The 26,887-nt window shown below is 67.2% G+C and carries 27 protein-coding genes; 16 read left to right on the top strand and 11 right to left on the bottom strand.

Going from position 1 to position 26,887, the window contains the following annotated elements; translation table 11 throughout:
* Positions 1-57: 57 nt before the first annotated feature.
* From HPA01S_RS05490 to HPA01S_RS22990, 6 genes are read right to left on the bottom strand one after another with little or no spacing between them, the layout of a single operon-like run.
* Positions 58-1,617: a malonate--CoA ligase gene (locus tag HPA01S_RS05490; RefSeq protein ID WP_066267676.1), complete on the bottom strand. Its 1,560-nt coding sequence runs from the start codon at positions 1,615-1,617 to the stop codon at positions 58-60.
* A gap of 40 nt (positions 1,618-1,657) precedes the next feature.
* Positions 1,658-2,434 (bottom strand): enoyl-CoA hydratase/isomerase family protein, encoded by a 777-nt coding sequence (locus tag HPA01S_RS05485; protein WP_066267624.1) that lies wholly within the window; start codon positions 2,432-2,434, stop codon positions 1,658-1,660.
* Positions 2,431-3,420, bottom strand: a complete 990-nt coding sequence (locus HPA01S_RS05480) for a Bug family tripartite tricarboxylate transporter substrate binding protein (RefSeq protein ID WP_066267622.1) — start codon at positions 3,418-3,420, stop codon at positions 2,431-2,433. Before HPA01S_RS05480 ends, HPA01S_RS05485 begins: the two co-directional genes overlap by 4 nt.
* A 37-nt stretch (positions 3,421-3,457) precedes the next feature.
* Complete coding sequence (locus HPA01S_RS05475; protein ID WP_066267619.1) at positions 3,458-4,789, bottom strand: malonyl-CoA decarboxylase; 1,332 nt, start codon at positions 4,787-4,789, stop codon at positions 3,458-3,460.
* Between the two features lie 37 nt (positions 4,790-4,826).
* The gene (locus HPA01S_RS05470; RefSeq protein WP_066267617.1) at positions 4,827-5,495 is read right to left on the bottom strand and encodes a GntR family transcriptional regulator; all 669 of its coding nucleotides are present in this window, start codon (positions 5,493-5,495) and stop codon (positions 4,827-4,829) included.
* A 60-nt stretch (positions 5,496-5,555) separates the two neighbouring features.
* Positions 5,556-5,858 (bottom strand): hypothetical protein, encoded by a 303-nt coding sequence (locus tag HPA01S_RS22990; protein ID WP_157084908.1) that lies wholly within the window; start codon positions 5,856-5,858, stop codon positions 5,556-5,558.
* Positions 5,859-6,516: 658 nt separating this feature from the next.
* On the opposite strand from HPA01S_RS22990, the gene HPA01S_RS05465 reads away from it, so the two are divergent.
* Genes HPA01S_RS05465 through HPA01S_RS05405 form a run of 13 tightly spaced genes read left to right on the top strand, consistent with a single transcriptional unit; the run spans position 6,517 to position 18,510 of the window.
* Positions 6,517-6,702, top strand: a complete 186-nt coding sequence (locus HPA01S_RS05465; RefSeq protein WP_066267615.1) for a Flp family type IVb pilin — start codon at positions 6,517-6,519, stop codon at positions 6,700-6,702.
* A 34-nt stretch (positions 6,703-6,736) separates the two neighbouring features.
* The gene (locus HPA01S_RS05460; RefSeq protein WP_066267613.1) at positions 6,737-7,219 is read left to right on the top strand and encodes an A24 family peptidase; all 483 of its coding nucleotides are present in this window, start codon (positions 6,737-6,739) and stop codon (positions 7,217-7,219) included.
* Positions 7,220-7,262: 43 nt separating this feature from the next.
* Positions 7,263-8,240, top strand: a complete 978-nt coding sequence (cpaB, locus tag HPA01S_RS05455; protein ID WP_066267611.1) for a Flp pilus assembly protein CpaB — start codon at positions 7,263-7,265, stop codon at positions 8,238-8,240.
* A gap of 60 nt (positions 8,241-8,300) precedes the next feature.
* Positions 8,301-9,698, top strand: a complete 1,398-nt coding sequence (locus tag HPA01S_RS05450; RefSeq protein WP_066267609.1) for a type II and III secretion system protein family protein — start codon at positions 8,301-8,303, stop codon at positions 9,696-9,698.
* 25 nt (positions 9,699-9,723) lie between these two features.
* Positions 9,724-11,010, top strand: coding sequence for a P-loop NTPase family protein (locus HPA01S_RS05445; protein ID WP_084360488.1), 1,287 nt, complete (start codon positions 9,724-9,726; stop codon positions 11,008-11,010).
* Between the two features lie 6 nt (positions 11,011-11,016).
* A complete protein-coding gene (locus HPA01S_RS05440; protein WP_066267605.1) occupies positions 11,017-12,336 on the top strand; it encodes a TadA family conjugal transfer-associated ATPase in 1,320 nt (439 codons plus the stop codon).
* Positions 12,329-13,276, top strand: a complete 948-nt coding sequence (locus tag HPA01S_RS05435) for a type II secretion system F family protein (RefSeq protein ID WP_066267603.1) — start codon at positions 12,329-12,331, stop codon at positions 13,274-13,276. The genes HPA01S_RS05440 and HPA01S_RS05435 overlap by 8 nt, the downstream gene beginning before the upstream one ends.
* 18 nt (positions 13,277-13,294) lie before the next feature.
* Complete coding sequence (locus HPA01S_RS05430) at positions 13,295-14,224, top strand: type II secretion system F family protein (RefSeq protein WP_066267601.1); 930 nt, start codon at positions 13,295-13,297, stop codon at positions 14,222-14,224.
* Positions 14,221-15,009 (top strand): tetratricopeptide repeat protein, encoded by a 789-nt coding sequence (locus HPA01S_RS05425; protein ID WP_066267600.1) that lies wholly within the window; start codon positions 14,221-14,223, stop codon positions 15,007-15,009. The genes HPA01S_RS05430 and HPA01S_RS05425 overlap by 4 nt, the downstream gene beginning before the upstream one ends.
* A gap of 32 nt (positions 15,010-15,041) precedes the next feature.
* Positions 15,042-15,377, top strand: a complete 336-nt coding sequence (locus HPA01S_RS05420) for a DUF3613 domain-containing protein (RefSeq protein WP_066267596.1) — start codon at positions 15,042-15,044, stop codon at positions 15,375-15,377.
* 52 nt (positions 15,378-15,429) lie between these two features.
* Positions 15,430-15,936, top strand: coding sequence for a TadE/TadG family type IV pilus assembly protein (locus tag HPA01S_RS05415; protein WP_066267594.1), 507 nt, complete (start codon positions 15,430-15,432; stop codon positions 15,934-15,936).
* Positions 15,933-16,397 (top strand): TadE/TadG family type IV pilus assembly protein, encoded by a 465-nt coding sequence (locus tag HPA01S_RS05410; RefSeq protein WP_066267591.1) that lies wholly within the window; start codon positions 15,933-15,935, stop codon positions 16,395-16,397. The genes HPA01S_RS05415 and HPA01S_RS05410 overlap by 4 nt, the downstream gene beginning before the upstream one ends.
* A 10-nt stretch (positions 16,398-16,407) precedes the next feature.
* Positions 16,408-18,510, top strand: a complete 2,103-nt coding sequence (locus HPA01S_RS05405; protein WP_084360484.1) for a TadG family pilus assembly protein — start codon at positions 16,408-16,410, stop codon at positions 18,508-18,510.
* A gap of 6 nt (positions 18,511-18,516) precedes the next feature.
* Here the strand turns inward: HPA01S_RS05405 and lgt are convergent, their stop codons facing one another.
* Both lgt and HPA01S_RS05395 read right to left on the bottom strand, forming a co-directional pair.
* A complete protein-coding gene (gene lgt, locus HPA01S_RS05400; RefSeq protein WP_066267587.1) occupies positions 18,517-19,323 on the bottom strand; it encodes a prolipoprotein diacylglyceryl transferase in 807 nt (268 codons plus the stop codon).
* A gap of 35 nt (positions 19,324-19,358) precedes the next feature.
* On the bottom strand, positions 19,359-20,351 hold the full coding sequence (locus HPA01S_RS05395) for a LysR family transcriptional regulator (protein ID WP_066267585.1): 993 nt from the start codon (positions 20,349-20,351) through the stop codon (positions 19,359-19,361).
* A gap of 128 nt (positions 20,352-20,479) precedes the next feature.
* Here HPA01S_RS05395 and ilvD point away from each other — a divergent pair, with 128 nt between their 5' ends.
* The gene (ilvD, locus tag HPA01S_RS05390) at positions 20,480-22,186 is read left to right on the top strand and encodes a dihydroxy-acid dehydratase (protein WP_066267583.1); all 1,707 of its coding nucleotides are present in this window, start codon (positions 20,480-20,482) and stop codon (positions 22,184-22,186) included.
* Positions 22,187-22,201: 15 nt separating this feature from the next.
* Here the strand turns inward: ilvD and HPA01S_RS05385 are convergent, their stop codons facing one another.
* Positions 22,202-22,447 (bottom strand): TIGR04438 family Trp-rich protein, encoded by a 246-nt coding sequence (locus HPA01S_RS05385; protein WP_066267581.1) that lies wholly within the window; start codon positions 22,445-22,447, stop codon positions 22,202-22,204.
* Between the two features lie 122 nt (positions 22,448-22,569).
* On the opposite strand from HPA01S_RS05385, the gene HPA01S_RS05380 reads away from it, so the two are divergent.
* Entirely contained in the window at positions 22,570-22,872 is a 303-nt protein-coding gene (locus HPA01S_RS05380; RefSeq protein ID WP_066267580.1) for a c-type cytochrome, read from the top strand.
* A 123-nt stretch (positions 22,873-22,995) separates the two neighbouring features.
* Here HPA01S_RS05380 and acs read toward each other — a convergent pair whose 3' ends face one another.
* Positions 22,996-24,990: an acetate--CoA ligase gene (gene acs, locus HPA01S_RS05375; RefSeq protein ID WP_066267579.1), complete on the bottom strand. Its 1,995-nt coding sequence runs from the start codon at positions 24,988-24,990 to the stop codon at positions 22,996-22,998.
* 220 nt (positions 24,991-25,210) lie between these two features.
* On the opposite strand from acs, the gene HPA01S_RS05370 reads away from it, so the two are divergent.
* Positions 25,211-25,810 (top strand): TIGR00645 family protein, encoded by a 600-nt coding sequence (locus HPA01S_RS05370; RefSeq protein WP_066267575.1) that lies wholly within the window; start codon positions 25,211-25,213, stop codon positions 25,808-25,810.
* Between the two features lie 3 nt (positions 25,811-25,813).
* Here the strand turns inward: HPA01S_RS05370 and HPA01S_RS05365 are convergent, their stop codons facing one another.
* Positions 25,814-26,758, bottom strand: a complete 945-nt coding sequence (locus HPA01S_RS05365) for a LysR family transcriptional regulator (RefSeq protein ID WP_066267573.1) — start codon at positions 26,756-26,758, stop codon at positions 25,814-25,816.
* Positions 26,759-26,887: the final 129 nt, after the last annotated feature.

The following is a 26,887-nucleotide window of genomic DNA, read 5'->3' as shown; positions in this document are numbered from 1 at the left end:
CCGCGCTGGCGCGCGGACGTCGACAGGCCAACGGCCCGGGATCGGCCCGGGAAGGACTCAGGAAACGAACAAGCCCTTGTACTGGTCGCGCAGCAGGTTCTTCTGCACCTTGCCCATGGTATTGCGCGGCAGCTCGGGCAGCACCACGCAGCGCTTGGGAATCTTGAAGTTGGCCAGCTGTGCCTTGAGCGCGGCCACCACCGCGTCGGGCTGCACCACCGCACCGGGCCTGGCGATCACCACCGCCACACCAACTTCGCCGAAGTCCGGGTGCGGCACGCCCACCACCGCGCTCTCGGCCACGCCCGGCATCTCGTTGATCGCCGCTTCGATCTCGGCCGGGTAGACGTTGTAGCCGCCTGAAATGATCAGGTCCTTGCTGCGCCCGACGATGCTCACGTAACCGCGCTCGTCGATGCGGCCCACGTCGCCGGTCTTGAAGAAACCGTCGGCGGTGAACTCTTCGGCGGTTTTCTCCGGCATGCGCCAGTAGCCCTTGAACACGTTCGGCCCACGCACCTGGATCGCACCGATCTCGCCCACCGGCATGGCCTGGTTGGCATCGTCCACCACGCGCAGCTCATTGCCCGGCAGCGGGAAGCCCACGGTGCTGCCGCGGCGCTCGGTCTGGCCACCGTGGCGCGCATCGGCCGCGTAGGGGTTGGAGGTGATCATCACCGTCTCGCTCATGCCGTAGCGCTCCAGGATGGTGTGGCCGGTGCGGGTCTTCCAGTCGTCGAAGGTTTCGATCAGCAGCGGCGCCGACCCCGAGACGAACAGGCGCATGTTCGACACCTGCTGCTTCGTGAGACCCGGCTCGGCGAGCAGGCGGGTGTACAGCGTGGGCACGCCCATGAACACGGTGGCGCGCGGGAAGTTCTCCAGCACCGCGCGCGGCTCGAACTTGTTGAGCCACAGCATCTTGCTGCCGTTGATGAGCGCGCCGTGGATGGCCACGAACAGGCCGTGCACGTGGAAGATGGGCAGTGCGTGAATCAGCACATCGCCGTCTTTCCAGCCCCAGTAGCTGCGCAGCACCTGGGCGTTGCTCAGCATGTTGCCGTGCGACAGCATGGCGCCCTTGCTGCGGCCGGTGGTGCCGCTGGTGTAGATGATCACGCCCAGCTCGTCGGCGGCACTGTGCACCGGCGTGTGCTGGTCGCTGTGGTGTGCGGCGCGCTCCAGCAGGCTGCCGCTGCGGTCGTCGTTGAGGGTGAACACATGGCGCGTGCCGGCCTTGAAGGCAATCTTGGACACCCAGCCGAAGTTGGCCTGGCTGCACACCACCACGGCGGGTTCGGCGTTGCCGACGAAGTACTCGATTTCACCGGCCTGGTAGGCGGTGTTGAGCGGCAGGAACACGTGGCCGGCGCGCAAGGTGGCGAGGTAGAGCACCAGCGCTTCGACCGACTTCTCGACCTGCACCGCGATGCGCGAGCCGGCCGGCAGCTTCAACGAGACCAGCAGGTTGGCCATCATGGCGCTGGCGCGGTCGAGGTCGCGCCAGGAGTAGTGCAGGCCGGGCATGGCGCCGCCCACCGTCTCCACGGCGGTGCTGTCGAGGTCGGCGGGAAAGGCCGCGCGCAGGGCGGCATACAGGTTGTGGTTGGGTTCCATGTGGGTGAACGAAAACAAGAAAAGGAAAAATCGGACGGGTTCAGAAAACGGGTGGCCGCTTGGCCAGAAAGGCGCTGATGCCTTCCTGGTGTTCGGCCTGGTCGGCGTAATGGTAGGCACGCTGCACGATGGCCTGCAACGGCTCGCCGTCGGTGAGCGCGCGCAGCGTCTGCTTGTTCAGGCGCGCGGCTTGCGGGGCCAGGCGCGCGATGCGTTGGACCCGCGCCGCCACGCCCTCCGCCACCTGCTCGTCGGGCAGCACCGCGTGCAGGAAACCGCGCGCCAGCAGGGTGTCGGCATCGAGCACCGCGGCCTCCAGCAGCATCTCGCGTGCGGTGGCCAGGCCGGCCTCGCGCGCCACCAGCCGGGCCTCGCGCGGTGCCATCGGAAAACCCAGCCGGGCAATCGGCGCGCCGAAGCGCGCGCCCTGCCCGGCCACGCGGATGTCGCAGCAACTGGCGATCTCCACGCCGGCGCCCATGCAGTTGCCGTCGATCTGCGCCAACACCGGCAGGTCACAGGCCAGCATGGCGCTCAGGCCGCCCCACACCTCTTCTTCGTGGAAGTGGCGCAGCTGTTCGGCGTCGAAACGGAAGCCGGGGTACTCGGCAATGTCACCACCGACGCAGAAGTGGCCGCCCTCGCCGGCCACCACCACGCCACGCAGCTCGGTGCGCGCCTGCAGCTGCGTGAAGACGGCCTGGAGCTCGCGCCACATGCGGCGCGACATGGCGTTGAACTTGCCCGGATGGCTCAGCGTCACGCGCGCGAGCGCGTGATCGCCGATGGCCAGATGCACCCGCCCGAGGTCGCTCATTCGAGAGTGGCGCCCGAGGCTTTGACCACCTGGGCCCACTTGCGCACCTCGCCCTTGACAAAGGCGTCGAACTGCGGGCCGCTCACGTTGGCGAACTCCGCGCCCTGGCCGGCCCAGACGGCCTTGGCTTCGTCGGAGTTGACGGCCCTGCGGATCTCTTCGATGGCGCGCGCCTGGGCATCGGCCGGCGTGCCGCGCGGGGCCCAGACGCCGTACCAGGTGGTGACGTTGTAGTCCGGCAGGCCCACTTCGGCGGCGCAGGGCACGTCGGGGAAAGCCGCGCTGCGCTGGTTGCCCGACACCATCAGCGGCTTGATGCGTCCGCCCTTGATGTGGGCGGCAGACGAGCCGAGGCCGTCGAACATCACGTCCACCTGGCCGGCGATCAGGTCGTTGAGCGCCGGGCCGGCGCCGCGGTAGGGAATGTGGGTGATGAAGGTCTTGGTCTGCTGCTTGAACAGCTCGCCCGCCAGGTGGTGCGAGGTGCCGGCGCCGGCCGAGGCGTAGTTGAGCTTGCCCGGGTTGGCCCTGGCCATGGCGAGGAATTCCTTGAAGTTGGCCGAGGTCACGCGCTTGGGGTTGACCACCACCACCTGCGGCACGCTGGCCACCAGGATCAACGGCACCAGGTCTTTCTCGATGTCGTAGTCCAGCTTGGGGTACATGCTGGGCGCGATGGCGTGGTGCACCGCGCCCATGAACAAGGTGTAGCCGTCCGGTGCGGCCTTGGCCGCGATGCTCGCGCCCAGCGTGCCGCCGGCACCGCCCCGGTTGTCGATCACCAGGCTCTTGCCGGTCAGGCGCGAGAACTGCGCCGCCATGGGGCGGGCAAAGGCGTCGGTGCCACCGCCGGCCGGGAACGGCACGACCATGGTCACCGGTTTGGTGGGCCAGCCCGACTGGGCGTGGCCGCTGGTGGCGTACAGGGCGGCACCGGCCACGGCGGTGCGCAGGATGTCTCGTCGATTCAAGTGGGCATTCGTCATCTTCTTGTCTCCGTCTTTCTGGTTGAAACAGGCGGTCTCAGAGGTAGAGGTCCTTGATGGCCGCGGCGATCGGTATCCGTCCCTGTGCGAGTGATGTGCGGTGCTTGTCCAGCCGCTTGAGATCGTAGAGGTAATTGACCATCAGTCCATAGGACTGTTTCAGGCCCTTGGCCGAGGGGTCTGCGGCCCAGTTCAGGCGCTCCACGCGCGCGCCGTTGCCGAGGTGGAAGCGCGCCACCGGGTCGAGCGGGCGCCCGTCGTTGAGTTCCTGCCCCAGGTAACGCGCGGCCCAGCCCAGCAGGTTGCGGCGACCGGGCGAGGCCTCGGCCAGTTCGTCCGGGCGCTCCCAGTCCTTCAGCAGCTCGGCCGGCGCGTTTTTCGCCAGCCAGCCGCGCAGGCCGGGAATGGGCGAGAGCGTGGCAAAGGTCTTGAGGCGCGGAAACTCCTGCTGCAGCGTCTCCACCACGTGTTTGATGAGCGAGTCGCCGAAGCTCACGCCCTTCAGGCCGGTCTGGGTGTTGCTGATCGAATAGAAGATGGCGGTGGTGGCGCGGTCCAGGTCGGCCGGGGCGGCGGCCTCGTCCAGCAGCGGTGTGATGCTGGCGGTGATCTGGTTCATCAACGCCACCTCGACAAAGATCAGCGGCTCGTCCGGCAGGCGCGGGTGAAAGAAGCCGTAGCAGCGGCGGTCGCTGTCGAGCCGGTTCTTCACGTCGGCCCAGCTGCGGATGTCGTGCACCGCTTCGTACTTGATGAGCTTTTCCACCAGCGAAGCCGGCGAGTCCCAGCTGATGCGGCGCAGCTCCAGAAAGCCCACGTCGAACCAGGTGGAGAACATGTATTCCATCTCGACGTCGAGCGCGAGCAGGCGCTTGTCGGACTTGAGCTGCCCCTGCAGCTCGGCCCGGATGTCAACCAGGAAACGCACGCCGTCCGGGTTGGCGCTGAAACGCTGAAGCAGGCGCCGCCGCGGCGACACCGTGGCGCGGCGGTAGCGCACCTCGGCCGCGGCTTCGTCGGGCGTGCCGACGGCGGCGGCGAACTCGGCCTGCGCCTTCTTCACCCGCACGGGGTCGGCCACGAAACGTTCGCTCATCAGCAACCAGAGGTCGCGCCGGTGCGGTGGTGACGCGGTGGCGTACCAGTCCATCATGGCCTGCGCGCGCCGCCCGCCCTCCACCTCGCTCACCATCGGGTCAACGATGGCCTGCAAGTCCTTCAGGGTCTGGCGCAGCACGCGCGGCGACATCGCCTCTTCGTCGTGCCGCAGCGTGGCCTTCAGGCGCTCCTGGGTGGAGCGTGGTGCGCGCGCTTTCTCCGAGGGCCGCAGCAGCGAGACGCCTTGTGAGAGCCAGTCCGGTGGTGTCATGCTTGCGGCGCCTCCCTGCGCGGTGAAAAGAAAACGCTCATGCCGACAGCCTGGACGTCTGGCTGCGGGCCAGCTCGCGCAAGGCCACGCGCTGGCGCGTGAGATGCGTGCGCATGGCGGCCTCGGCGCCTTCGGCATCGCGCGCCTTGAGCGCGGCGAACACCGCCATGTGCTCGCTCAGGCTCTGGTCCAGCCGGCCCGGCGCGTGCAGCTGCTGCAGCCGCGCCAGCTTGAGGATCTTGCGCAGGTCACCGATCACCTGCGCCAGCCAGCGGTTGTTGGCCAGGGTGATGAGCGCCTCGTGGATCGCAAAGTTGGCCTCGTAGTACTCGGTGATGCGGCGCGCCTTCGCGCTGCTCTGAAGCCGGTCGTGCAGGCGCTCCAGGGCCTGCAGGTCGGCGTCGGTGGCGTTGTTGGCGGCCTCGAAGGCGCAGCGCCCTTCCAGCAGGGCGATCACCGGGAAGATCTCGTCCAGGTCGCGCTCGGTGATCTCGCTCACGAAACAGCCGCGCCGCGGCTCGTGGCGCAACAGCCCCTCGGCCGTCAGCACCTTGAGCGCCTCGCGCAAGGGGGTGCGCGAGATGGACAGCGCGGCGCACAGCGCCGGCTCGTCAACGAAGCTGCCGGGGACGAGCTGGCCTTCGAAGATGCGCGACCGCAGCTGGGCGGCCACTTCGTCATGCAGAGAGTTGAGCACCAGTCGCATCCGTAATCACCTGTAATTACGCGTAATTCTAGAAGGCCATCGCGGCGTGAACACCCGGGCTTACCCGCAGTGGGACGCGGCGGCGCTCTTGCCGCTCTTGCCGCTCTTGCCGCTCTTGCCGCTCTTGCCGCTCTTGCCGCTCTTGCCGCTCTTGCCGCTCTTGCCGCTCTTGCTGGTTTTGCTGGTTTTGCTGGTTTTGCTGGTTTTGCTGGTCTTGCTGGTCTTGCTGGTCTTGCCGCTCTCACGGACCTCACCAGCTTCGCCCTCGCTGTTCCGCTGCCTTGCTGCCTCGCCGTCTTGCGGCCCCCGTCCACTCGCCTGCCTTGCCGGCGCACCTCTTGTTCTTCTGCCTCTCCGGTCCACCGCACCCACGGCTTGCCGGCCCTGGCGCCAGCGTGCCGATGGACTGACCCGAACCCGTCCGTGCTGGCCGTGCCCGCCAAGTGCTACAGCCGATTGCCCGTAATTGGTTTTTCGTACTTCCCCAGCCCATTAACCCCAAACCATTCACATCCAATTGACCACCAATGCCATTGGCCATGGTCGATGCGCGAAAAATCTCACAAAACAGGGGCAAAGCCAATTATTGGATGCTTCAAAGGCACGATTTCCCTTCATTATCAAAACACCGCGTCGATAGTATTGGCAGATCAACCGGAACCCCATCCGGAAACGGCCGAAAAAAGCGAAAGAGGTCCGGCTGGGTAGTGCAATTGATTAATAGGAATTAGACTGACAAGGCATGCGGGGAAAGTTGGACAAAACTATGAGAAATCCTGGATTTTCAAGGACTTGCATGCATATGAACCGATACACAGAAGACGGAGGTTGCGTTATCGAACAATATTCACCGGCCCTCGCCAAAGGCATTGTTGGCGATTTGAACCAAGGGCCACATTTTCGACAATTGCGGTAATACCTGCGCATGCCATTTTTAGTCAACAGCCGTGCAACACACCAATAACACGGCCAGTTTTTCCAACCGGGATTTCCCTCGTTTCCTCAACCAAGGAGTTTCACCATGAAAAAGCACATTTCCCGTTTCCTGCGTGACGAAGAAGGCGCCACGGCCATCGAATACGGCATCATCGCCGGCCTGATGGCCATCATCCTGGTTGCCGTGTTCACCGGCGACAACGGGGTGCAAGACACGCTGGATGCGATCTTCCTGAAAGTGCGCAACGCGGCCACGGGTGTCACCGGCTGATCCCACACAAGCCCACCCTGCCCGGCGCCACCCCATGACCCCGATCCTGCTGCTCTGGCTGCTCGTCGCCATCGCCCACGATGGCCGTGAGCGGCGCATCCGCAACAGCCTGGTGCTGGTGGGCATGGCGTTGGCGCTGCTGGCCCTGCTGCCCGGCCTGCAGCCCTTCGGCCTGAGCTGGTCGCAGGCGCTGCTGGGCGGTGCCGCAGGCTTCGCGGGGCTGCTCTGTTTTTATGCCCTCGGGATGATGGGCGCGGGGGACGTCAAGTTCGCCGCCGCCCTGGGCCTGTGGGTCGGCTGGCAAGCCTTGCTGCCCATCTGGGCCATCGCCAGCGTGCTGGCCGGTTTGCACAGCCTGCTCTTGCTGGCGCTGCAACGCTGGCCGTATGCCCCGCGCCTGGCGCTGGCCCTCTCGGGCCGGACCGCCGGCGACGGCCGCCTCACACGGCCGATCCCCTTCGCCGCTTACCTCGCCGTCGCCACCCTGGTCCACATGGCCTGGCGCACGCACGGCTGATCGCCAACGCGGCACCGATCAACCCACACACATCCACAACACCATGATCCGATTCTCCAAAATCATTGCCGCCGTGCTGGTGTTGGTGGCCCTGCTGCTGGCCGGCTACGCCTGGATGCTCAGCCGCCAGCCGGCCCAGCCGGTGGTGCAGCCCCAGCAGGCGGCGCGCCCCGCGGCGGAAGCCACTTTTCCGGTGGTGGTGGCCAACAAGCCGCTGCCGGCGGGCGAGGCGATCGAGGCCAGCGCACTGCGCGTGGCCCAGTTGCCGATCAACCCCGCTGGCGCTTTCATGACGGTGGCCGAAGTGGCCGGCCGGGTGCCGGTGTTCGACCTCGGCACCGGCGCACCGCTGCTGGAAAACCAGCTGGTCTCCGGCCTGGCGATGCGGCTGGAAACCGGTGAACGCGCGGTGGCCGTGAAGGCCGATGAAGTCATGGGCGTGGGCAACAGCGTGCGCCCGGGTGACTTCGTTGACGTGTTCTTCGCCCTCAAGGCCGACAGCAAGGACGTTGAGCGCAGCCAGTCGCGCCTGCTGCTGCCGCGCATGCGTGTGCTGGCCTATGGCAGCGCCTCGGTTGACAGCATGCCCGCCACCAACGGCGAAGGCCGCGCCGCCCAGCGCCCCTCCGGCAACGCGCCGCAGCCCGCACGCACCGCCGTGCTGGCCGTGCGTGTGGAAGACGTGAACCGCCTGGCACTGGGCGAGGCCACGGGCCGCCTGCTGCTGGCGCTGCGCCACCCCAACGACATGGCCGAGCCAGATCCGGCGCTGTTCGCCGAACTGCCGACCGCCCTGCAACCCCAGGCCGCCAAACGCGGCGAAGCGCCACGCGCCCAGCTGACCGGCATGGACCGCGCACACGCCGGCCTGACCGCGCAGGACCTGTCCGCCGGTGCCCCGAACACGCGCCCGGCCAGCCGCCCGGTGAGCACCTCGCGCCCGGTGATGGCCGCGGCCGCGCCCGCCGGGCTGGAGGTCGAGATCATCCGCGGCGACCGCCGCGACACCGTCCGCTACTGAGTTGAGTTCGCTAACGAGTTCGCGACTGAGCCACACGCCCTCCCATCACAGGTGAACCGCATGTCCAACACCCCCAAGCGTCCGTTCCCCAGCCTGTCGCCACGCGCGTCACGCTGGCCCCGCCTGTCGCTGCTGGCCGGCCTGCTGGCGACCGCCACCTCGGGTGGCCTGTTCGCGCAGCAGCCGGTCACGGCACTGACCCATGCCCCGGTGCCCGCCCATGCGGCGTCCTCGGCGCAGCTCACGCTGGCCGCCGGCACCCAGGAAGAACTGGTGATCCACAAAGGTGTGGACCGCATCGCCCTGGCCAACGAACAGGTTGCCTCGGTGCTGGTCACGCGCAAGCAGCGCGGTGCGCCCGGCGCGCGGCTCATCATCACCGGCAAGGCACCGGGCAGCACCTCGCTGCTGGTGTGGGAGCGCGGCAACGACGCCGCCACCACCTACACCGTGAACGTGCAGCGCGGCACCGCCACGCTGCAGGGCCAGTTCGACTCGGCCACCGAGCACCAGCAGGCGCGTGAGAACGCGCTTGCGGCCCGCCCTGACAAAGCTCCGCTGGCCGACCATTCGCAGCTCAACGTGAAGAGCCAGACAGTGCAGGTCGAGGTGAAGATCGTCGAGTTCAACAAGCGCGTGCTCAAGCAGGCCGGCCTGAACATCTTCAGCACCGCGCCCAACAAACACGGCTTCAGCTTCGGCGTGTTCTCGCCCAGCACGCTCAACGACTTCACCTTCTCCAGCGGCGGTGGGCTCGACACCGGCTCCACCTCGCCGCTGGCGCAGGCCTTCGGTCTGCTGCTGAACTTCGGCAAGGCCAACATCGGCCTCAACCTGGGCCTGCTGGAAGGCAACGGCCTGGCGCGTGTGCTGGCCGAGCCCACCCTGGTGGCGCTGTCGGGCCAGAGCGCCAACTTCCTCGCCGGCGGCGAGATCCCGGTGCCGGTGGCCCAGGGCCTGGGCTCCACCACCATCGAATACAAACCCTTCGGCATCGGCCTGACGGTTTCGCCCACGGTGTTGTCCAACCAGCGCATCGTGCTCAAGGTTGCGCCCGAGGCGAGCGATCTCGACTTCACCAACGCGGTCCGGCTCAACGGTGTCGCGGTGCCCGCACTCACCACGCGCCGCGCCGACACCACGGTCGAGCTCGGCGACGGCGAGAGCTTCGTGATCGGTGGCCTGGTGAGCCGCACCACCACCTCCAGCCTGGACAAGGTGCCCATGCTCGGCGACCTGCCGGTGCTGGGCGCCATGTTCAAGCGCCAGGACTACCAGCAGAACGAGCGTGAGCTGGTGATCGTGGTCACGCCGCACCTCGTCAAGCCCTTCTCCCAGACCGCACAGGTAAACGCGGCCCTGCCGGGTGCCAACGCCGAACAACGCGAGCCCAGCTTCTGGCGCAACTACCTCGTGGGCAACAGCGCGGACGAAGCCCTGCCCGGCTTTTCCCGGTGACCCCGGCCAGCGAACCATGACCAAGATGCCCACCCCGACCAGCCCTACCCTCCACGGTTCCAGCGTCTACCTCTATGCCACCGACAGCGGCAAACACGTGGGCTGGTTGAACGCGGGCCTGAATGGTCTGGGGCAGGTGAGCACGGTGCCACTGGATTCGCGCGCATTGAGCGAGCGCATTGGTGCCACGCACCCGCGTTCGGTGTTTCTGGATTTTTCCGATGACCAGGCCCAGCGCAGCACGCAGTTGGCGGCATCGCTGCGGCGCGACTGGCCCCAGCTGCTGCTGATCGGCACCGGCCATACCAACGAGACCAACACCCCCATCGTCGCGCTGCGCGCCGGGGTGGACGACTACCTCGATCTCGACGGCCCGCACAGCGAAGTGCTGTCGGTGTTGCAAGACCTGATGGCGCGCCGCAAGAGCACACGCGCGAAGGCCAAGGGCCGCACGCTGGCGCTGCTTGGCGCGCGCGCCGGGATGGGCGTGAGCACGCTGGCCTGCAACCTCTCGGCCCTGCTGGAAGAACACCGCAGCGCCATGCTGGCGCGCCGGGCCAAAGGCACCCCGCAGCGACAGGGCGTGGCCCTGCTCGACCTGGGCCTGCCCGCGCGCGACGACCTGATGTACATGGGCCTGAAGAGCGAGTTCAGTTTTGTCGACGGTGTGCAGAACCTGCAGCGCCTGGACACCACCTTGCTGCAGACCGCATTGGTGCAACACAGCAGCGGCGCGGCGGTGTTGCCGCTGCCGGCCAACCTGGGCGAAATCCGCGCCATCTCGCACGCCGATTCGGGCACGCTGATCCAGCGCCTGGGCGATTTCTTCGACGTGCAGATCGCCGACCTGGGCGGCTTCACCACGGTGGACTTCGTGGCCCAGGTGGCGCGCAACGCCGACCAGGTATGGGTGGTGTGCGACCAGAGCCTGGGCGGCATCGTCTCCACCGCGGCACTGCTGCGCGAACTGCGCGAGCGCGACGTCGGCACCAAGGATTTCTCCATCGTCGTCAACAAGTTCGACGCCACCGTCAACCTGCCCGCCAAGGACATCGCGGCCCAGCTCGGCTTGCCGTTGGGCCATGTGCTGCCGGCGCGCAGCAGTGCGCTGCTGAGTGCGGCGTGCCAGGGCCAGCTGCTGGCATTCGCCGCGCGCAACGACCCATATGTGCAGGCAGTCGCGCAGGCAGCCCGCAGCCTGGCGCCCTGGATCGGCGCCAGGAGCACCGATTCGATGGCAAGCGGCGCGCCTGCCCGCAAGACACCGAGCAGCATGGCGCAGATGCTGCGCAAATGGATTCACCGGGGGTAACAGACCATGACGACCAACGTCGAGTTTTCCGACAACCAGCAGGTCTTCCTGAACTCGGCCGAGTTCCAGACCGTCAAGACCTTCGTGCATGAGCACCTGCTCAACCGCATCGAGGAACTGGGTGCCGAATTTGGCCGCTGGTCGCGCAGTTCGGTGCAGCAGTTCGTCAACCTGGAGTGTGAAAGCCAGGTGCGGCTGCACCGCGTGCCGATCAACTCGCGCGAGACCCAGTTGCTGGCCGACGCCCTCACCAAGGAGTTCGCCGGCTTCGGCCCGCTCGAAGACCTGCTGAACGACCCCGAGGTGGAGGACATCCTCATCAACGGCAGCAAGCAGGTGTACGTGTCTCGGCGCGGCAAGCTGCAGAAGGAACACCTGAACTTCACCGACAACGAGCACCTGATGCGCATCATCCGCCGCATCCTGGCGCCGATCGGCCGCCGCCTCGACGAGTCCAACCCGATGGTCGACGCGCGCATGAGCGACGGCGGCCGCATCAACGTGGTGATCGAGCCCCTGGTCATCAACGGCCCGGCGGTCTCCATCCGCAAGTTCCGCAAGGACCCGCTGAGCCCCGAAGAGCTGTTCCAGCTCGGCACCTTCGACCAGGCCATGGGCCACCTGCTGGAGATGGCGGTGCGCTCGCGCTGCAACATCCTGGTCAGCGGTGGCACCAGCTCGGGCAAGACCTCGCTGCTCAACGCGCTGGCCAACTTCGCGCCCGAGACCGACCGCGTGGTGACCATCGAGGACACCGCCGAACTCGCGCTCAACCACGCCCACGTGGTGCGCCTGGAAAGCCGCCCCGGCGGTTACGACGGATCCGGTGCCATCGCCATCCGCGACCTGATGCGCAACAGCCTGCGCATGCGGCCCGACCGCATCATCGTCGGCGAGGTGCGCGGCGGCGAAGTCATCGAGATGCTGCAGGCCATGAACACCGGCCACGACGGCTCCATGGGCACCATCCACGCCAGCTCGCCACGCGAGTGCCTGTACCGGCTGGAGATGCTGGCGGGTTTCGCCGGCTACCAGGGCAGCGAACTCAGCCTGCGCCGGCAGATCGCCAACGCGATCGACTTCATCGTGCAGATCGCCCGCCTGCCCAACGGCAAGCGCCGCATCGTCTCCATCACCGAGATCACCGGCCTCAACGACAGCGTGGTGGCAATGCAGGAGCTGTTCCGCTACGAGCCGCGCATCCAGGCCGACGGCGAGGAAAACGACCACTGGGTTTCGTTGGGTGTCACCCCGCACACGCCCAAGATCGCGCGCCTGCGCCAGAGCATGCAGCAACAGCAGTCCAGGGAGCCCATCCATGTCTGAAACCGCCGTGATCGCCCTGGCCGTGGCGCTGCTGCTGGCGGCCGGCGGCATGCTGCTGTGGGACGCCTCGGTGCGCCGCCAGCGCCGCCGCGCCACCCAACAACACCTGGCCGGACACATCGAACCGGCGGCAGCGGGCGCGGTCCCGGCCGGCGGCATGCGCTTCGGCGCCCCGGCAAGCGCCCTGGTGCTGCCCGGCAGCAACGAGCCCAAGCCCCTGTTCCGCCTGCCCGGCTGGCTGCTCGGCGCGGTGGCGCCCGGTGCCGTGCTCGCCGGCCTGGTGGTGATCCTGGTCTCGGTCAGTGCCGCCGCCCTGCTCTCGGGCTGGGTCAGCGCCGTCGGCCTGGCCGCCCTGCTGCTGTTCGGCGGCGCCTTCTTGATCTGGTTGCGGGTGCAGAAGATGCGCCGCCAGATCATCCGCCAGCTGCCCGGTTTCCTGGACGTGATCGTGCGCCTGATCGTGGTCGGCAACTCCACCCAGGCCGCGTTCCAGTCGGCGGTGAACGGCGCCAAACAACCGCTGCGCGGCCACATGGACAAGGCCATGGGCCTGGTGAAGGCCGGCATGGACATCGACCAGGCCCTGCTGCAGATCGCGCGCAAGGTGCGCATCGAAGAACTGTTCCTGCTCTCCTCCATCCTCGGCCTGGGCGTGCGTTACGGCGGCCGCGCCGACGTGCTGCTCGAACGCGTGGCGCACTTCATGCGCGACCACGAAGAAGCCGAACAGGAGCTGGTGGCGATGTCCGCCGAAACGCGGCTTTCGGCCTGGATCCTCGGCCTGCTGCCGGTCGGTGTGGGTGGCGCCATCATCAGCACCAACGGCGACTACTTCACGCGCATGTGGAGCGACCCCACCGGCCAGGCCATGGTGTTCGGTGCGCTCGGCCTGCAGGCCATCGGCGCGCTGCTGTTGTACCGGCTGGCCCGGCTGTCCTGACCGCGGAGCACCACCACCATGAGCCCTCTGCACCTCTCCATCCTGGCCCTGCTGCTGCTCGCGCTGGCCATGGCCATGGGCGCCGGCCTGCTGCTGCAGCGCCTCTCGCAACGCCAGTCCACCGCCCAGGTGATTCAGCGCGCGCTGGGCGACAACGCCACGCCCGCCGACGCGCTGCCCGATGAGCTGGACTTCCTGCGCGACAACCCCTGGCAGACGCGCTGGCTGCAGAGCCGCCTGGGCAGCCTGCTGGTGGCCGACGAAGACCGGCGCCTGATCGAACAATGCGGTTTTCCCAAGGTGCGCAGCCAGCTGGCACTGCTGTTCGCTCGCCTGGTTCTGGCGCTGGGCCTGCCCGCGCTGGTGTACCTGGGCATGAGCACCTCCGGCAACCGCATGCTGTGGACGGCGGCGGCTTTCGCCATCGGCTTCATGCTGCCCAAGTGGTTTCTCAAGAGCCGCGCCGCACAACGGCGCGAGCGCGTAGCGCGCGAGTTGCCGCTGTTCGTTGACCTGCTCGGTTTGCTGCAAAGCGTCGGCCTCAGCCTGGACCAGAGCCTGCAGGTGATCGCCAGCGATTTCCAGCACGTGATGCCGGTGCTGGGTGCCGAGGTGGCGCGGGGCAACCGGCAGTACGCCCAGGGCCGCACCCGCGAACAGGCCTACCAACGCCTGGCCACCCTGCACGAGAACCAGCACCTCAGCGACTTCGTCGCGCTGGTCAACCAGGCCGACAAACACGGCGGCGCCATCCAGGAGCCGATCCGCCAGTTCAGCGAACGCCTGCGCCTGCACCGCAAGTCCGAGATGAAGGCGCAGATCGGCAAGATCACCGTGAAGATGACCGTGGTGATGGTCACCACCCTCCTGCCGGCCCTGGTGATCGTCACCGCGGGTCCGGGTTTCCTCGCCATCATTCGGTCCGTCGGGACCATGACCGGATCATGAACACCCACACCACACCCCGCCTCCAACGCCCGCGCAGCGCGCTGCTCGCCGCCGCCTGCCTGCTGCTGCTCGGCGCCTGCGCCTCGCTGCCCGACGCCAACCAGGTGGAAGCCGCCCAGGCCGCGGCGCGCGAACCCAGCATGGACAACCAGCCCACCTACCTCGCGCTGGTGCGCCAGATGCAGGGCAACGGCATGTGGTTCGCTTCGCTCGCCCACATCGACGCGCTGGAACAGCGCTGGGGCACCACCGACCAGACCCGCCTGCTGCGCGCCAACGCACTGCGCCAGACCAACCAGCCGGCGGCCAGCGCCGCGTTGTACGAGAAGCTGCTGAACACCTCCGAGCGCGCCGCCGCCCACCAGGGCCTGGGCCTGCTGGCCGGTGCCGGCAACGACTACGGCCGCGCGGCCGATCAGTTCGAACGCGCGCGCCAGATCACGCCGTCCGACGGCCTGCTGCTCAGCGACCTGGGCTATGCACTGCTGCGCGCCCAGCGCTTCGACGACGCGCGCCTGCCCGTGCTGCAGGCGGCCCAGCTGCTGCCGAACAACGCCCGCGTGCGCAGCAACCTTGCGCTGTACCTGCTCACGCAAGGCCAGAGCACCCACGCGCGCCAGGTGATGGACGAAGCGAAATTCAACCCCGCCACGCGCGACGCCATCGAACAGCTGGCGCAGCAACTGGCGCCGCACCGCGACGTCGGCAGCGGCCTGGCCCTGCAGACCACCGGCCTGCGCCTGAGCACCCTGCTGAGCCTGCCGCCGAGCCTGGCCACGCCCTAGATTTCCTGTCACACACCCACCAAGGACGCTCCATGACCAAGACCTCTCTGCACCCGCTGCGTTGTCTGCCCCTGTGTGCCGCGCTGGCCGTGGCCACGCCGCTGTGGGCACAGACCAGCCCCGAAGCCACCGCCCCTGCCACCGCCACCGAGGCCAGCGCTGCCGCACCCGAGGCGCCTGCGGCGCATGTGACGCGTGTGGGCGACGCCACCTACAGCCTGCTGCAGCGCCAGCGCGAAGGCCGCGAGGCCTCGGCCACGCCGCGGCCCATCGACGGCGCGGTGGCCGAGCTGAGCCAGCAGCGTTACCTCAAGAGCTTCGAGCAGCCGGTGCCGGCCTGGTTCGGCTCGCACCTGGAAAAGCAGTAAGCCACGCGCCGCCGCAGCACACGCAGCAGCACCACCGACAGGACCGCCCGGCATGATGCACACCCGCGCACCACAGCCTCGCTCGCAGCGCCTGCAGCGGCGCCAGCGCGGCGTGTACGCCATCGAATACGCGATGACCTTCCTGCTGTTCTTCGGCATCGTCTACGCCATCATCTGCTACGCCATCCTGTTCACCTTCCGCTTCGGCCTGCAAACCGCCGCCGAAGACGGCGCACGCGCCGCGCTGCGGCACCAGACCAGCCTGGTGGCACGGCAGAGCAAGGCCCGCGAAGTGGCGCAAGACCGCTCGCTCGGCTGGAAGCCGGCCGATGCGGTGCTCACCATTCCCCTGCCCGAGATCTGCCAGACCGCCACCGGCAACTGCCTGCAGCCAGCCGGCACCCTGCCCTGCAGCAACAGCTGGGCGCAACGCTGCCAGGTCAACGTGACGGTGCGCCTGAGCGACCTGCACCGCGTGCTGCCCCCCTTCCCCGGTTTTGCCCTGCCCAACGAACTGGTCGGCCGGGCCAGCGTGATGCTGGACGGAGGTGCGCTGTGAAGCGCCGCCAGCACGGCATCGCGGCGATCGAATTCGCCTTCGTGCTGCTGGGCCTGCTGCTGGCGCTGTACGGCATCGCCACCTTCGGCGCGGTGCTCTACACCAAGCAGGTGGTGTCGCGCGCGGCGGCCGACGGCGCGCGCGCGGTGCAGATGTTCCCGACTCTGCGCACCGCCAACAGCACCGAACTCGCCAACGCGAGCAACAACATCCGCAGCGTGGTGTGGGACTCGCTCTCGGGCTCGCTGATCGTGCCGCTGGCCCACAGCACCAACGCTGCCAGCCGGCGCGCATGGATCGCGCAGACCGTGACCGTCAACGTGGCCACGCCCGGCAATGCACTCACCGTCACCGTGAGCTACCCCTACCGCGAAGGCCAGTTGCTGCCCTGGGTACCGCTGTTCGACACCACCCGCTGGATGCCCGAAACGCTGGTCAGCCGCGCCACCGCCGCGCTCTAGAAAGCCACCGATGAACCCCAGCCCCACGCCCATGAACGAGCCGCGCCGCGCCACCGGGCGCCGGCGCGAGGCGGGCTCCATCGTCATCAACGCAGCCATCGCCCTGAGCCTGATCGTGATCGCCCTGATCGGCACCGAGCTCGGCTACCTGTTCTTCATGAAGCGCGAGCTGCAGAAGACCGCCGACCTCGCGGCCATCGCAGGAGCCTCCTCGGTGCAGCCCACCGACTGCACGGCAGCCCATGCCGCCGCGCTCGCCAACGCAACACAGAACCTGGCCGGCTTCACACCCACCATCAATTGCGGCCGCTGGGACCCTGCCCAGGCCACCGAGCGCAACTTCGTCGCCGGACAAACCGCCTACAACGCGGTGCACGTGCAGATCACCGGAACACCACCACCGCTGCTCGCGTTCTTCCCCGGCGTGCGCACCCTGCGCACCGAAGCGGTGGCCGCTGTTACCGACCCGCTGGCGTCGTTCTCGGTCGGCTCACGCCTGCTGCGTCTGGAAGACAACTCGCTCCTGCCCAACATCCTCAAAACCGTTGGCCTCGATGTGACCGACACCGACGTGCTGAGCTACCAAGGCCTGACCAACGCCAGCATCACGCCGTCGGGCCTGCTCGCCGCACTTGGGGTTCCGGTGTCGACGGGCGCAGACATCGGCACCCTCAACAACCTGACAGAGGTCAGGGATCTCACGCTCGGCGGATTGCTCAACGCTTCGGTCACGGCCTTGCAGGCGCAAGGCAACACGGCACTGGCGCAGGTGCAGTTGCTTCAACGGCTCTCTGGCCAGCTCAAACTGGAAGCGCTGCGGGCACACATCCCCCTGTTCAGTGACGCCTCCCGTTCAGGCGTGCTGCTGGAGACGGCGGATGGCCAATCCGGCCTGAGCGCCAACGTCAACCTGCTCGATCTTGTTGGCACCGCGCTCGCCATCGCCAACGGCAACCACTTCATCGACCTGAATGTTGCCCTACCGGGCCTGGTCGGTGCCAAGGTCGCCCTGGTTGAGCCTCCTTCCATCGGCATCGGCAGCGTCGGCGCCACCGCGTACACCGGGCAGTTGCGCGTCTATGCCCGGGTGAATCCGCCCTCGATCAACCTGGGCCTGGCCTCACTCGATATCGACGTGCCCATCATGATCGACGTAGCCGCCGCCAAAGGCACGCTGACGGCCATGTGTAACCCCGCACAGCGCACCGCCCAGGGCCACGAGCAAGCCACCATCGAAGTCGAGCCGTCCCTGATGAAACTGTGTGTGGGCAGGCACACCAACGAGGCAAACGTCTTTTCGACCAAGGACAGTTGTGAGAACAACCTGGAGCGGGCCAACCTGCTCACGCTGACGGTGCTCGGTGTGCCCGTTCAACTGAGCACGAGGCTGCATGCCAATGTCGGCTCGTCGTCGACGGCCTACACCACACTGCCTTCCTGCAAGGACGATCCTGCAAGGTGCATGGACACGGTGCCCCACACGACAAGCCTGGACCTCGGCACCTCCTTGAGCGGGCTCACCAGCAGCTTGCTGAACGATGCGCTTGGCAACAGATTGGGGGCACCGTCCAGCGGCCCCGGCGCCGCCGCCCTCGCCGCGAGGCTGTGGGCATCCACCGCAACGGAGCTCTTCGGCTCCGCCAATTGCAACAGCAGCAACTGCCGCAGACAGGTGCTGGCGGCAGTGGACGCGAAGATCAAACAAGGCGCAGCCGATCTCAACAACGCCGTCACCGGCATCGGTGGCCTGGTCACCGGCCTGCTCAACACCGTGGGCAATCTGTTGGGTGGCATTCTCGGCGGCTTGCTGGGCAACCAGTGCACCGGCGGAGGCTTGCTGTATGGCTCGGGGAGCGATGGTGGTTGCCGCAGCGAGATCCAGGACGCTCTCAGCGGCAACACCTCCAGTGGCGGCAATACGGTGTCGAACTCGCTGTTGGCCACGCTGGGCCTGTTGCTCGACCCCTTGGTCAGGGCTCTGTCACCGGCCCTGGACAGCATTGGCTCCGCCACCCTCACACCATTGCTGGACCTGCTGGGCATCAAGCTCGGGCAGGCCGATGTGAAGCTGCATACCCTCAGCTGCCAGGCGCGCGCGCACCTGGTGTACTGACCCCGATCAGGCCTTGCGGGCCTGCCCGAACCACCACCACAGGAAGGCGCCGCCCAGGATCATGGGCACGCACAGCCACTGGCCCATGCTCATGCCCAGCGACAGCAGGCCCAGGTGGGCATCGGGCTCGCGGAAGAATTCGGCGATGAAGCGGAACACGCCGTACCCGAACAGGAACACGGCAGACACCTGGCCGCGCGCGCGCTCCTTGCGGGCGTAGAGCCACAGCAGCACGAACAGCAGCAGGCCTTCGAGCAGGAACTGGTACACCTGTGACGGGTGGCGCGGCAGGTCGCCGGCGCCGCGGAACACCATGCCCCAGGGCAATGACGGGTCGGCCACACGGCCCCACAGCTCGCCGTTGATGAAGTTGCCCAGCCGCCCCGCGGCCAGGCCGGTGGGCACGCAGGGCGCCACGAAATCCATCACCTGCAGGAAGGGGCGCTTGCGGCTGTGCGCGTACCAGACCATGGCCAGCATCACGCCGATCAGGCCACCATGGAAACTCATGCCGCCCTGCCAGACCGCAAAGATCTCCAGCGGGTGGGACAGGTAATACGCCGGCTTGTAGAACAGGCAGTAACCGATGCGCCCGCCGGCCACCACGCCGAGCACGCCGAGGAACAGGATGTCCTCCACGTCGCGGCGCGTCCAGGGCGGGCTGGTGATCCCGGCAAACGGCTGGTGCCGCAGCCGCAGGTTGGCCAGCCACATGAAGAGGCCAAAGGCCAGCAGATAGGTCAGCCCATACCAGTGGATGGCCAGCGGGCCGATTTGCAGGGCGACGGGGTCGATCTGGGGATGTTGAAGCATGGGCCGCATTGTCGCAGGGCCGACCACGGGCGCCGTCAGGCCCCACGAGAGTCCCTGACGCGCGCCGCGTCGGTGCGTGGGGCGGTGCGCGGGGTGGTTTCCTGGCCCTGCTGCGCCTGCGCAAAAGCAATGAAATGGGCCAGCGTCGGGCTGACCGCGTCGGTGCGCCACACCAGGCTGGTCTCGCACACCGGCACGCTGCGCCCACGGGACGGGCGCGGGCTGCGGTAGACCACGCCCGGGCGCTGGAACTGGCGCACGCTCTGCGGCACCCAGGCCACGCCCAGGCCGGCCGAGACCAGGTTCACGATGGTCTGCATCTGGATCGCCTCCTGCGCCACCCGCGGCGCCAGGCCCGCCGCGTGGTACAGCGCAAAAATGCCGTCGTGCAACGTGGGCAGGATGCGGCGCGGAAAGATCACCAGTGGTTCGGCCAACAGCGCGGCCAGGCCCGGGTGGTCCAGCGCGGCCAGCGGGTGCGCTTCGGGCAGGGCCACCACCAGCGGCTCGCTGGCCATGCGCGCCTGCGCCAGCCCGGTGGCCTGGAAACCCGGCGAGTGCAGCAGCATGCCGGCGTCCACCTCACCGCGCGCCAGCAGTTCCATCTGCACGTCGCCGGTGGCCTCGATCAGCTCCAGCGCCACCTGCGGCCAGCGCTGGCGAAAGGCCCGCACCCAGCGTGGCAACAGCTCGAAGCCGACGGTGGACACGAAGGCCAGCCGCAAGCGCCCCAGCTCACCCGCGGCGGCGGCCCGCGCCAGCGGCGGCAAAGTGGCAGCACGCGCCAGCAGGGCCTGCACCTCGGGCAGCAGGGCGGCGCCGGCCGGGGTGAGCGCCACGCTGCGCTTGGTGCGCTCGAACAGGCGCACGCCCAGCGCCTGCTCCAGGCCGGCGATGGCCTGGGTCAGCGGCGGCTGCGTCATGTGCAGGCGCGCGGCGGCGCGGCCGAAGTGCAGTTCTTCGGCCACGGCGAGAAACTGGCGCCATTGCCGCCATTCGATGTGCCGTTCTTTTGTCAGCGCTGTCATACGCCGAACATATCAGAGCAGGCCCTCAAATCAATTGGAAATGCTGGGATGCCTGCCGCATACTGGCCCTCGGCAAGGCCTGCCGACGCGCTGGCCACCGTCCTCCACCCCACGCAGAAGAGACACCCATGGCAGACAGCAAAAGCATCCCCATCAAGGCCATCAACAGCCGCAGCGCCAACATCACGCAAGGCAAGGCCCGCGCGCCCAACCGCTCCATGTACTACGCCATGGGCTACGAGGAAAGCGACTTCAAGAAACCCATGGTGGGCGTGGCCAACGGCCACAGCACCATCACCCCGTGCAACAGCGGCCTGCAGAAGCTGGCCGACGCGGCCATCGCCGGCATCGAGGAAGCCGGCGGCAACGCGCAGGTGTTCGGCACGCCCACCATCTCCGACGGCATGGCCATGGGCACCGAGGGCATGAAGTACTCGCTGGTGAGCCGCGAAGTCATCAGCGACTGCATCGAGACCTGCGTGCAGGGCCAGTGGATGGATGGCGTGGTGGTGGTCGGCGGCTGCGACAAGAACATGCCGGGCGGCATGATGGGCATGCTGCGCGCCAACGTGCCGGCCATCTATGTGTATGGCGGCACCATCCTGCCTGGCCGCTACAAGGGGCAAGACCTCAACATCGTCAGCGTGTTCGAGGCCGTGGGCCAGAACGCCGCCGGCAACCTGAGCGACGAAGACCTGCGCGAGATCGAGATGCGCGCCATCCCCGGCTCGGGCTCGTGCGGCGGCATGTACACCGCCAACACCATGTCTTCGTCTTTTGAGGCGCTGGGCCTGTCGCTGCCCTACTCCAGCACCATGGCCAACCCGCACGACGAGAAACAGAACTCGGCCAAGGAGTCTGCCCGCGTGCTGATCGAAGCCATCAAGAAAGACATCAAGCCGCGCGACATCGTGACCCGCAAGGCGCTGGAGAACGCGGTGGCCGTGATCATGGCCACCGGCGGCTCCACCAACGCGGTGCTGCACTTCCTCGCCATCGCGCACGCGGCAGGCGTGGAATGGACCATCGACGACTTCGAGCGCGTCCGCAAGAAGACCCCGGTGCTGTGCGACCTGAAACCCTCGGGCAAGTACCTCGCGGTGGACCTGCACCAGGCCGGCGGCATTCCGCAGGTGATGAAGGTGCTGCTCAACGCCGGCCTGCTGCACGGCGACTGCCTCACCATCAGCGGCCAGACCATTGCCGAGGTGCTGAAGGACGTGCCCGATGCGCCGCGCGCCGACCAGGATGTGATCCGCCCGATACACAACCCCATGTACGCCGAAGGCCACCTCGCCATCCTGAAGGGCAACCTCTCACCCGAAGGCGCGGTCGCCAAGATCACCGGGCTGAAGAACCCGGTCATCACCGGCCCGGCGCGTGTGTTCGACGACGAACAATCGGCCCTCAAGGCCATCCTCGACGGCAAGATCGTCGCCGGTGACGTGATGGTGTTGCGTTACCTCGGCCCCAAGGGCGGCCCGGGCATGCCCGAGATGCTGGCCCCGACCGGTGCGCTGATTGGCGCCGGCCTGGGCGAGAGCGTGGGCCTGATCACCGACGGCCGTTTCAGCGGCGGCACCTGGGGCATGGTGGTGGGCCACGTGGCACCCGAGGCAGCGGCCGGCGGCACCATCGCGTTCGTGAACGAGGGCGACTCGATCACCATCGACGCCCATGAACTCAAGCTGGAACTGAATGTGCCCGAGGCCGAACTGGCCCGACGCCGCGAAGGCTGGACACCACCGGCGCCGCGCTACACGCGTGGCGTGCAGGCCAAGTTTGCGTTCAACGCGGCCAGCGCCAGCAAGGGCGCCGTGCTCGACAACTACTGAGGCTGAACGCGGTGCTCAGCGCGAAGGCCGCTTGGGCTTGATGCCCAGCGCTTCGCGCTGCTTGTCGATGCGGTCCTTCTTCTTCTGGTCCATCTTTTCCATCGCCTTGCGCTTGGTGTAGCCGGTCGAGTCGGCCCAGGCCCACCACACCACGGCCGCGGCAAAGGGCGACAGCACCCACCACCACGACCAGCCGGCGACGAAACCGACCTCCATGTACTTGAGCAGCAACAGCACGACGCCCGCGATCAGCAAATACATCACAAACTCCCGTAAAGCCCGCATGAAGCGGGCAAGAAACTGTAAGCGCTCGTTTCTGAGGAAGCCGGATCGGTAAAATCGGCCCGTCAGTTCTCTCGATACCCACCTACAAGGACACACCCATGAAACGCGCTCTCCTGATTATGGCCGCCATCACCACGCTGGCGGCGCCCGCGATGGCCGATGAAGCTCTGGCCAAGAGCAAGAACTGCATGGCTTGCCACGCGGTCGACAAGAAGCTGGTGGGTCCGTCGTACAAGGACGTGGCCAAGAAGTACGCAGGCGACGCCAAGGCCGTCGACGCGCTGGCCGCCAAGATCGTCAAGGGCGGCTCGGGCGTCTGGGGCGCGATCCCCATGCCGGCGAACCCACAGGTCAATGAAGCCGACGCCAAGAAGCTCGCGGCCTGGATCATGACCCAGTAAACACACTGGGCAACACGCAAAAAAACCGCTGCTCTGCAGCGGTTTTTTTTCGCCTGCGCACTTCACCGCAGGTGATCGCAGGCTTGAGCGCAGCCATGGCCACGCGCGCCTGCGCGGCCTGGATCAGTTGTTCTCCGCCAGCTGATCCAGGATGGCCGGGTTCTCCAGCGTGGAGGTGTCCTGCGTGATGGCCTCGCCCTTGGCGATGGAGCGCAGCAGGCGGCGCATGATCTTGCCGCTGCGGGTCTTGGGCAGGTTGTCGCCGAAGCGGATGTCCTTGGGCTTGGCGATCGGGCCGATTTCCTTGCCCACCCAGTCGCGCAGCTGCTTGGCAATCGCCTTGGCTTCGTCGCCGGTGGGGCGCGCGCCCTTGAGCACCACAAAGGCCACGATGGCTTCACCGGTCACGTCGTCCGGGCGGCCCACCACGGCGGCTTCGGCCACCAGGTCGGTCTTGCCGACCAGCGCGGACTCGATTTCCATCGTGCCCATGCGGTGGCCCGAGACGTTGAGCACGTCGTCGATGCGGCCGGTGATGCGGAAGTAACCACGGTCGGCGCTGCGCACTGCGCCGTCGCCGGCCAGGTAGTAGCCCTTGAGTTCTTCGGGGAAGTAGCTCTTCTTGAAACGCTCCGGGTCGCCCCAGATGGTGCGGATCATCGAGGGCCAGGGCTTCTTCACCACCAGGATGCCGCCCGAACCGTTGGGCACTTCGTTGCCGGCTTCGTCCACGATGGCCGCGGCGATACCCGGCAGCGGCAGCGTGCAAGAACCCGGCACCAGCGGCGTGGCGCCCGGCAGCGGGGTGATCATGTGGCCGCCGGTTTCTGTCTGCCAGAAGGTGTCCACGATGGGGCAACGTTCACCGCCCACGTGCTTGTAGTACCACATCCAGGCTTCGGGATTGATCGGTTCACCGACCGAGCCGAGCAGGCGCAGGCTGGAAAGATCGGAGCGTGCGGGGTGCACTTTTTCGTCGCCCTCGGCAGCCTTGATCAGCGAGCGGATCGCCGTCGGCGCGGTGTAGAAGATGGTGCACTTGTGCTTCTCGATCATCTGCCAGAAGCGCCCGGCGTTCGGATAGGTGGGCACGCCTTCAAACACGATCTGCGTTGCGCCGGCGGCCAGCGGGCCGTAGGCCACATAGGTGTGGCCGGTGATCCAGCCGATGTCGGCGGTGCACCAGAAGATGTCGTCGGGCCGCAGGTCGAAGGTCCAGTTCATGGTGAGCTGGGCCCACAGCAGGTAGCCGCCGGTGCTGTGCTGCACGCCCTTGGGCTTGCCGGTAGAGCCGGAGGTGTAGAGCACGAACAGCGGGTGCTCGGCGCTCACCATCTCGGCCGGGCAGTCGGTGGACTGGCCGGCCACGGCGTCGTGCAGGAAGGTGTCGCGGCCTTCAACCATGTTGCAGGCGGTCGGGGTGCGCTGGAACACGATCACATTCTTGATCGATTCGCAGCCGCCCATGTTGATGCCTTCGTCCACGATGGCCTTGAGCGGCAGTTCCTTGCCACCACGCAGCTGGTAGTTGGCGGTGATCACCGCCACGGCGCCCGCGTCCTGGATGCGTTCCTGCAAGGCCTTGGCGGAGAAGCCACCGAACACCACGCTGTGGGTGGCACCGATGCGCGCGCAGGCCTGCATGGCGACCACGCCTTCGATCGTCATGGGCATGTAGATGACGACGCGGTCGCCCTTCTTCACACCACGCGACTTGAGCGCGTTGGCGAACTGCGAGACCTTGGCCAGCAGTTCCTTGTAGGTGACCTTGGTGACGTCGCCGTTGTCGGCTTCGAAGATGATGGCGGTCTTGTTCTCGACCGGCGTGCCGATGTGGCGGTCCAGGCAGTTGTAGGAGGCGTTCAGCTCACCGTCCTCGAACCATTTGTAGAACGGGGCCTTGGAGCTGTCGAGCGTTTTGCTGAATGGCTTGTGCCAGACCAGGTTCTCGCGCGCCAGGCGCGCCCAGAAACCTTCGAAGTCCTGTTCGGCTTCGGCGCAGAGCGCGTTGTACGCGGCCATGCCCGACACACGCGCGGCCTTCACGGTGGCGGGCGTGGGTTCGAAGACACGGTTCTCGACCAGAGTGGATTCGATCGTCGACGAGGGCGCGGACATGGGACAGTCTCCTGATGGTATGGGGGCTTCGGACAGCACGGCACTGTGCGCAAGGGCTCTTACGACTCTCTTACAAGGGCGTGCATCGGGCAAATTTCCCGGGTTCTGGGTGTCGGAAAGGCCATGGGCCAACGCCCATGGAGCGGGCCGGCGCAGACCTACAATACCGCCCGCCGCCTGCCTGCCCATCCCGGGCGCACGGCACATTGTGTCACCTCCCATGAGCCACCCCGCCAAAGCCGCCGCCCCGATCCGCGCCCTGCCCAACCTCATCTTCGCCAGCCGCTGGCTGCAGCTTCCGCTCTACATCGGCCTGATCGCCGCGCAAGCCATCTACGTGTTCCATTTCTGGGTCGAACTGGTCCACCTGGTCGAAGCGGCCTTTGGCAACCAGGAGGCGCTGGAGAAACTCATCAACGGCATTGGCTACAAGAGCGACGTGGCACTCACCGGCCTCAACGAGACCGTGATCATGCTGGTGCTGCTGGCGCTGATCGACGTGGTCATGATCTCCAACCTGCTGATCATGGTGATCGTGGGTGGCTACGAAACCTTCGTCAGCCGCATGCACCTGGAGAACCACCCCGACCAGCCCGAGTGGCTCAGCCACGTGAACGCCTCGGTGCTCAAGGTCAAGCTGGCCACGGCCATCATCGGCATCAGCTCGATCCACCTGCTCAAGACCTTCATCAACGCCGCCAACTACGACGAGAAGGTGCTGATGTGGCAGACCATCATCCACGTGGTGTTCCTGCTCAGCGCCATGGCGATTGCCATGACGGACCGGTTGATGGCACCCCCGCCCAAGGGCGACCACTGAGCCTCAGGGCACGCCCGGTGTGGCCGGGCCCGTGTTCAAACGCGCCTGCAGGAACTCGCGCGCGAGTTCGAGAAACGCTTTCGTCATGCGCTGCACCGGCCGATCGCGCAGCACCAGCGCACAGACCTTGATCGGCACGCGCGGGCTAAAGCGGTGCACCGAATAGTCCGCCTGCGGCCGGTGGCGCGCGGTGAGTTCGTCCACGAAAGCGATGCCGAGGCCTTGCTCCACCAGCGGTGCGGCCACGTTGGAAAAGCGCGCCTCGATACCGGGGCTGTAGCGTTCGCCGAAGCGCTCGAACGCGGCGTCCAGCAGGACACCCAGTGGACTGCCGGAGGCCGGCCCGATGGTGTCACGGCCCTGCACGTCGAACGGCGTCAGCACCGGCATGTTGGCCAGCGGGTCGTTCGGCGGGCAGAGGCACATCAACTCGGACTCGATCAGCACCTCGCGCACCAGGCTCGGCCGCGGTGGCGGGCGCATGGCCATGCCGATGTCGGCGCTGCCGCTCTCCACGCTTTCCAACAACTCGTCCATGCGCACCGTCTCCAGCGCAATGCGCACATCGGGATGGGCGTCCTGCAGCAGGCGCAGCACGCCAGGCACCAGCATCTGTGACAGTTCGGCGGTCGAAGCGATTCGCAACACGCCGGCACGCCCGGTGCGCAAGTCCCAGGCTTTGCGCTGGATCGCCTCGTGCAGGCGGAACAACGGCTCGGCATCGGCCAGCAGCAACTGGGCATCTGCCGTGGGTTGCAAACGGTTGCTGATGCGGTCGAAAAGGGCAACGCCGACCTTGGCTTCGGCCAGCTTGATGGCATTGCTTACGGCGGGCTGCGACATGCCCAGCTCTTCAGCGGCACCGGTGGTGGTGCGGTAGCGCATCACGGCGCGCAACACTTCGAGCTGGCGCAGGTTGATCACGGTGCGGGTGGCAGGATTGGTCATGTTCGATGGCGGTGCCGCATGCCTCAATGTGGTGCAGAGATGGCAGAAGCGTGCATGCAGTTGATAGAAACAGGTGCGATAGAAAGGCCTTTTGCGCCTTTCTGGTGAGGGATATGCACCATGCAACGC

It is taken from the genome of Hydrogenophaga palleronii NBRC 102513, from assembly GCF_001571225.1.
In the GTDB taxonomy this organism is placed as follows: Bacteria; Pseudomonadota; Gammaproteobacteria; order Burkholderiales; family Burkholderiaceae_C; genus Hydrogenophaga; species Hydrogenophaga palleronii.
Note: the sequence above shows the minus strand (reverse complement) of the source record. Positions and strands in the feature narration are given on the sequence as shown.

Bases quoted from the DNA above. Each gene is read 5' to 3' on its own strand.
- HPA01S_RS05490 (WP_066267676.1), bottom strand. From the start codon at position 1,617: ATGGAACCCAACCACAACCTGTATGCCGCCCTGCGCGCGGCCTTTCCC.
- HPA01S_RS05485 (WP_066267624.1), bottom strand. From the start codon at position 2,434: ATGAGCGACCTCGGGCGGGTGCATCTGGCCATCGGCGATCACGCGCTC.
- HPA01S_RS05480 (WP_066267622.1), bottom strand. From the start codon at position 3,420: ATGACGAATGCCCACTTGAATCGACGAGACATCCTGCGCACCGCCGTG.
- HPA01S_RS05475 (WP_066267619.1), bottom strand. From the start codon at position 4,789: ATGACACCACCGGACTGGCTCTCACAAGGCGTCTCGCTGCTGCGGCCC.
- HPA01S_RS05470 (WP_066267617.1), bottom strand. From the start codon at position 5,495: ATGCGACTGGTGCTCAACTCTCTGCATGACGAAGTGGCCGCCCAGCTG.
- HPA01S_RS05465 (WP_066267615.1), top strand. From the start codon at position 6,517: ATGAAAAAGCACATTTCCCGTTTCCTGCGTGACGAAGAAGGCGCCACG.
- HPA01S_RS05460 (WP_066267613.1), top strand. From the start codon at position 6,737: ATGACCCCGATCCTGCTGCTCTGGCTGCTCGTCGCCATCGCCCACGAT.
- cpaB (WP_066267611.1), top strand. From the start codon at position 7,263: ATGATCCGATTCTCCAAAATCATTGCCGCCGTGCTGGTGTTGGTGGCC.
- HPA01S_RS05450 (WP_066267609.1), top strand. From the start codon at position 8,301: ATGTCCAACACCCCCAAGCGTCCGTTCCCCAGCCTGTCGCCACGCGCG.
- HPA01S_RS05445 (WP_084360488.1), top strand. From the start codon at position 9,724: ATGCCCACCCCGACCAGCCCTACCCTCCACGGTTCCAGCGTCTACCTC.
- HPA01S_RS05440 (WP_066267605.1), top strand. From the start codon at position 11,017: ATGACGACCAACGTCGAGTTTTCCGACAACCAGCAGGTCTTCCTGAAC.
- HPA01S_RS05435 (WP_066267603.1), top strand. From the start codon at position 12,329: ATGTCTGAAACCGCCGTGATCGCCCTGGCCGTGGCGCTGCTGCTGGCG.
- HPA01S_RS05430 (WP_066267601.1), top strand. From the start codon at position 13,295: ATGAGCCCTCTGCACCTCTCCATCCTGGCCCTGCTGCTGCTCGCGCTG.
- HPA01S_RS05425 (WP_066267600.1), top strand. From the start codon at position 14,221: ATGAACACCCACACCACACCCCGCCTCCAACGCCCGCGCAGCGCGCTG.
- HPA01S_RS05420 (WP_066267596.1), top strand. From the start codon at position 15,042: ATGACCAAGACCTCTCTGCACCCGCTGCGTTGTCTGCCCCTGTGTGCC.
- HPA01S_RS05415 (WP_066267594.1), top strand. From the start codon at position 15,430: ATGATGCACACCCGCGCACCACAGCCTCGCTCGCAGCGCCTGCAGCGG.
- HPA01S_RS05405 (WP_084360484.1), top strand. From the start codon at position 16,408: ATGAACCCCAGCCCCACGCCCATGAACGAGCCGCGCCGCGCCACCGGG.
- lgt (WP_066267587.1), bottom strand. From the start codon at position 19,323: ATGCTTCAACATCCCCAGATCGACCCCGTCGCCCTGCAAATCGGCCCG.
- HPA01S_RS05395 (WP_066267585.1), bottom strand. From the start codon at position 20,351: ATGACAGCGCTGACAAAAGAACGGCACATCGAATGGCGGCAATGGCGC.
- ilvD (WP_066267583.1), top strand. From the start codon at position 20,480: ATGGCAGACAGCAAAAGCATCCCCATCAAGGCCATCAACAGCCGCAGC.
- HPA01S_RS05385 (WP_066267581.1), bottom strand. From the start codon at position 22,447: ATGTATTTGCTGATCGCGGGCGTCGTGCTGTTGCTGCTCAAGTACATG.
- HPA01S_RS05380 (WP_066267580.1), top strand. From the start codon at position 22,570: ATGAAACGCGCTCTCCTGATTATGGCCGCCATCACCACGCTGGCGGCG.
- acs (WP_066267579.1), bottom strand. From the start codon at position 24,990: ATGTCCGCGCCCTCGTCGACGATCGAATCCACTCTGGTCGAGAACCGT.
- HPA01S_RS05370 (WP_066267575.1), top strand. From the start codon at position 25,211: ATGAGCCACCCCGCCAAAGCCGCCGCCCCGATCCGCGCCCTGCCCAAC.
- HPA01S_RS05365 (WP_066267573.1), bottom strand. From the start codon at position 26,758: ATGACCAATCCTGCCACCCGCACCGTGATCAACCTGCGCCAGCTCGAA.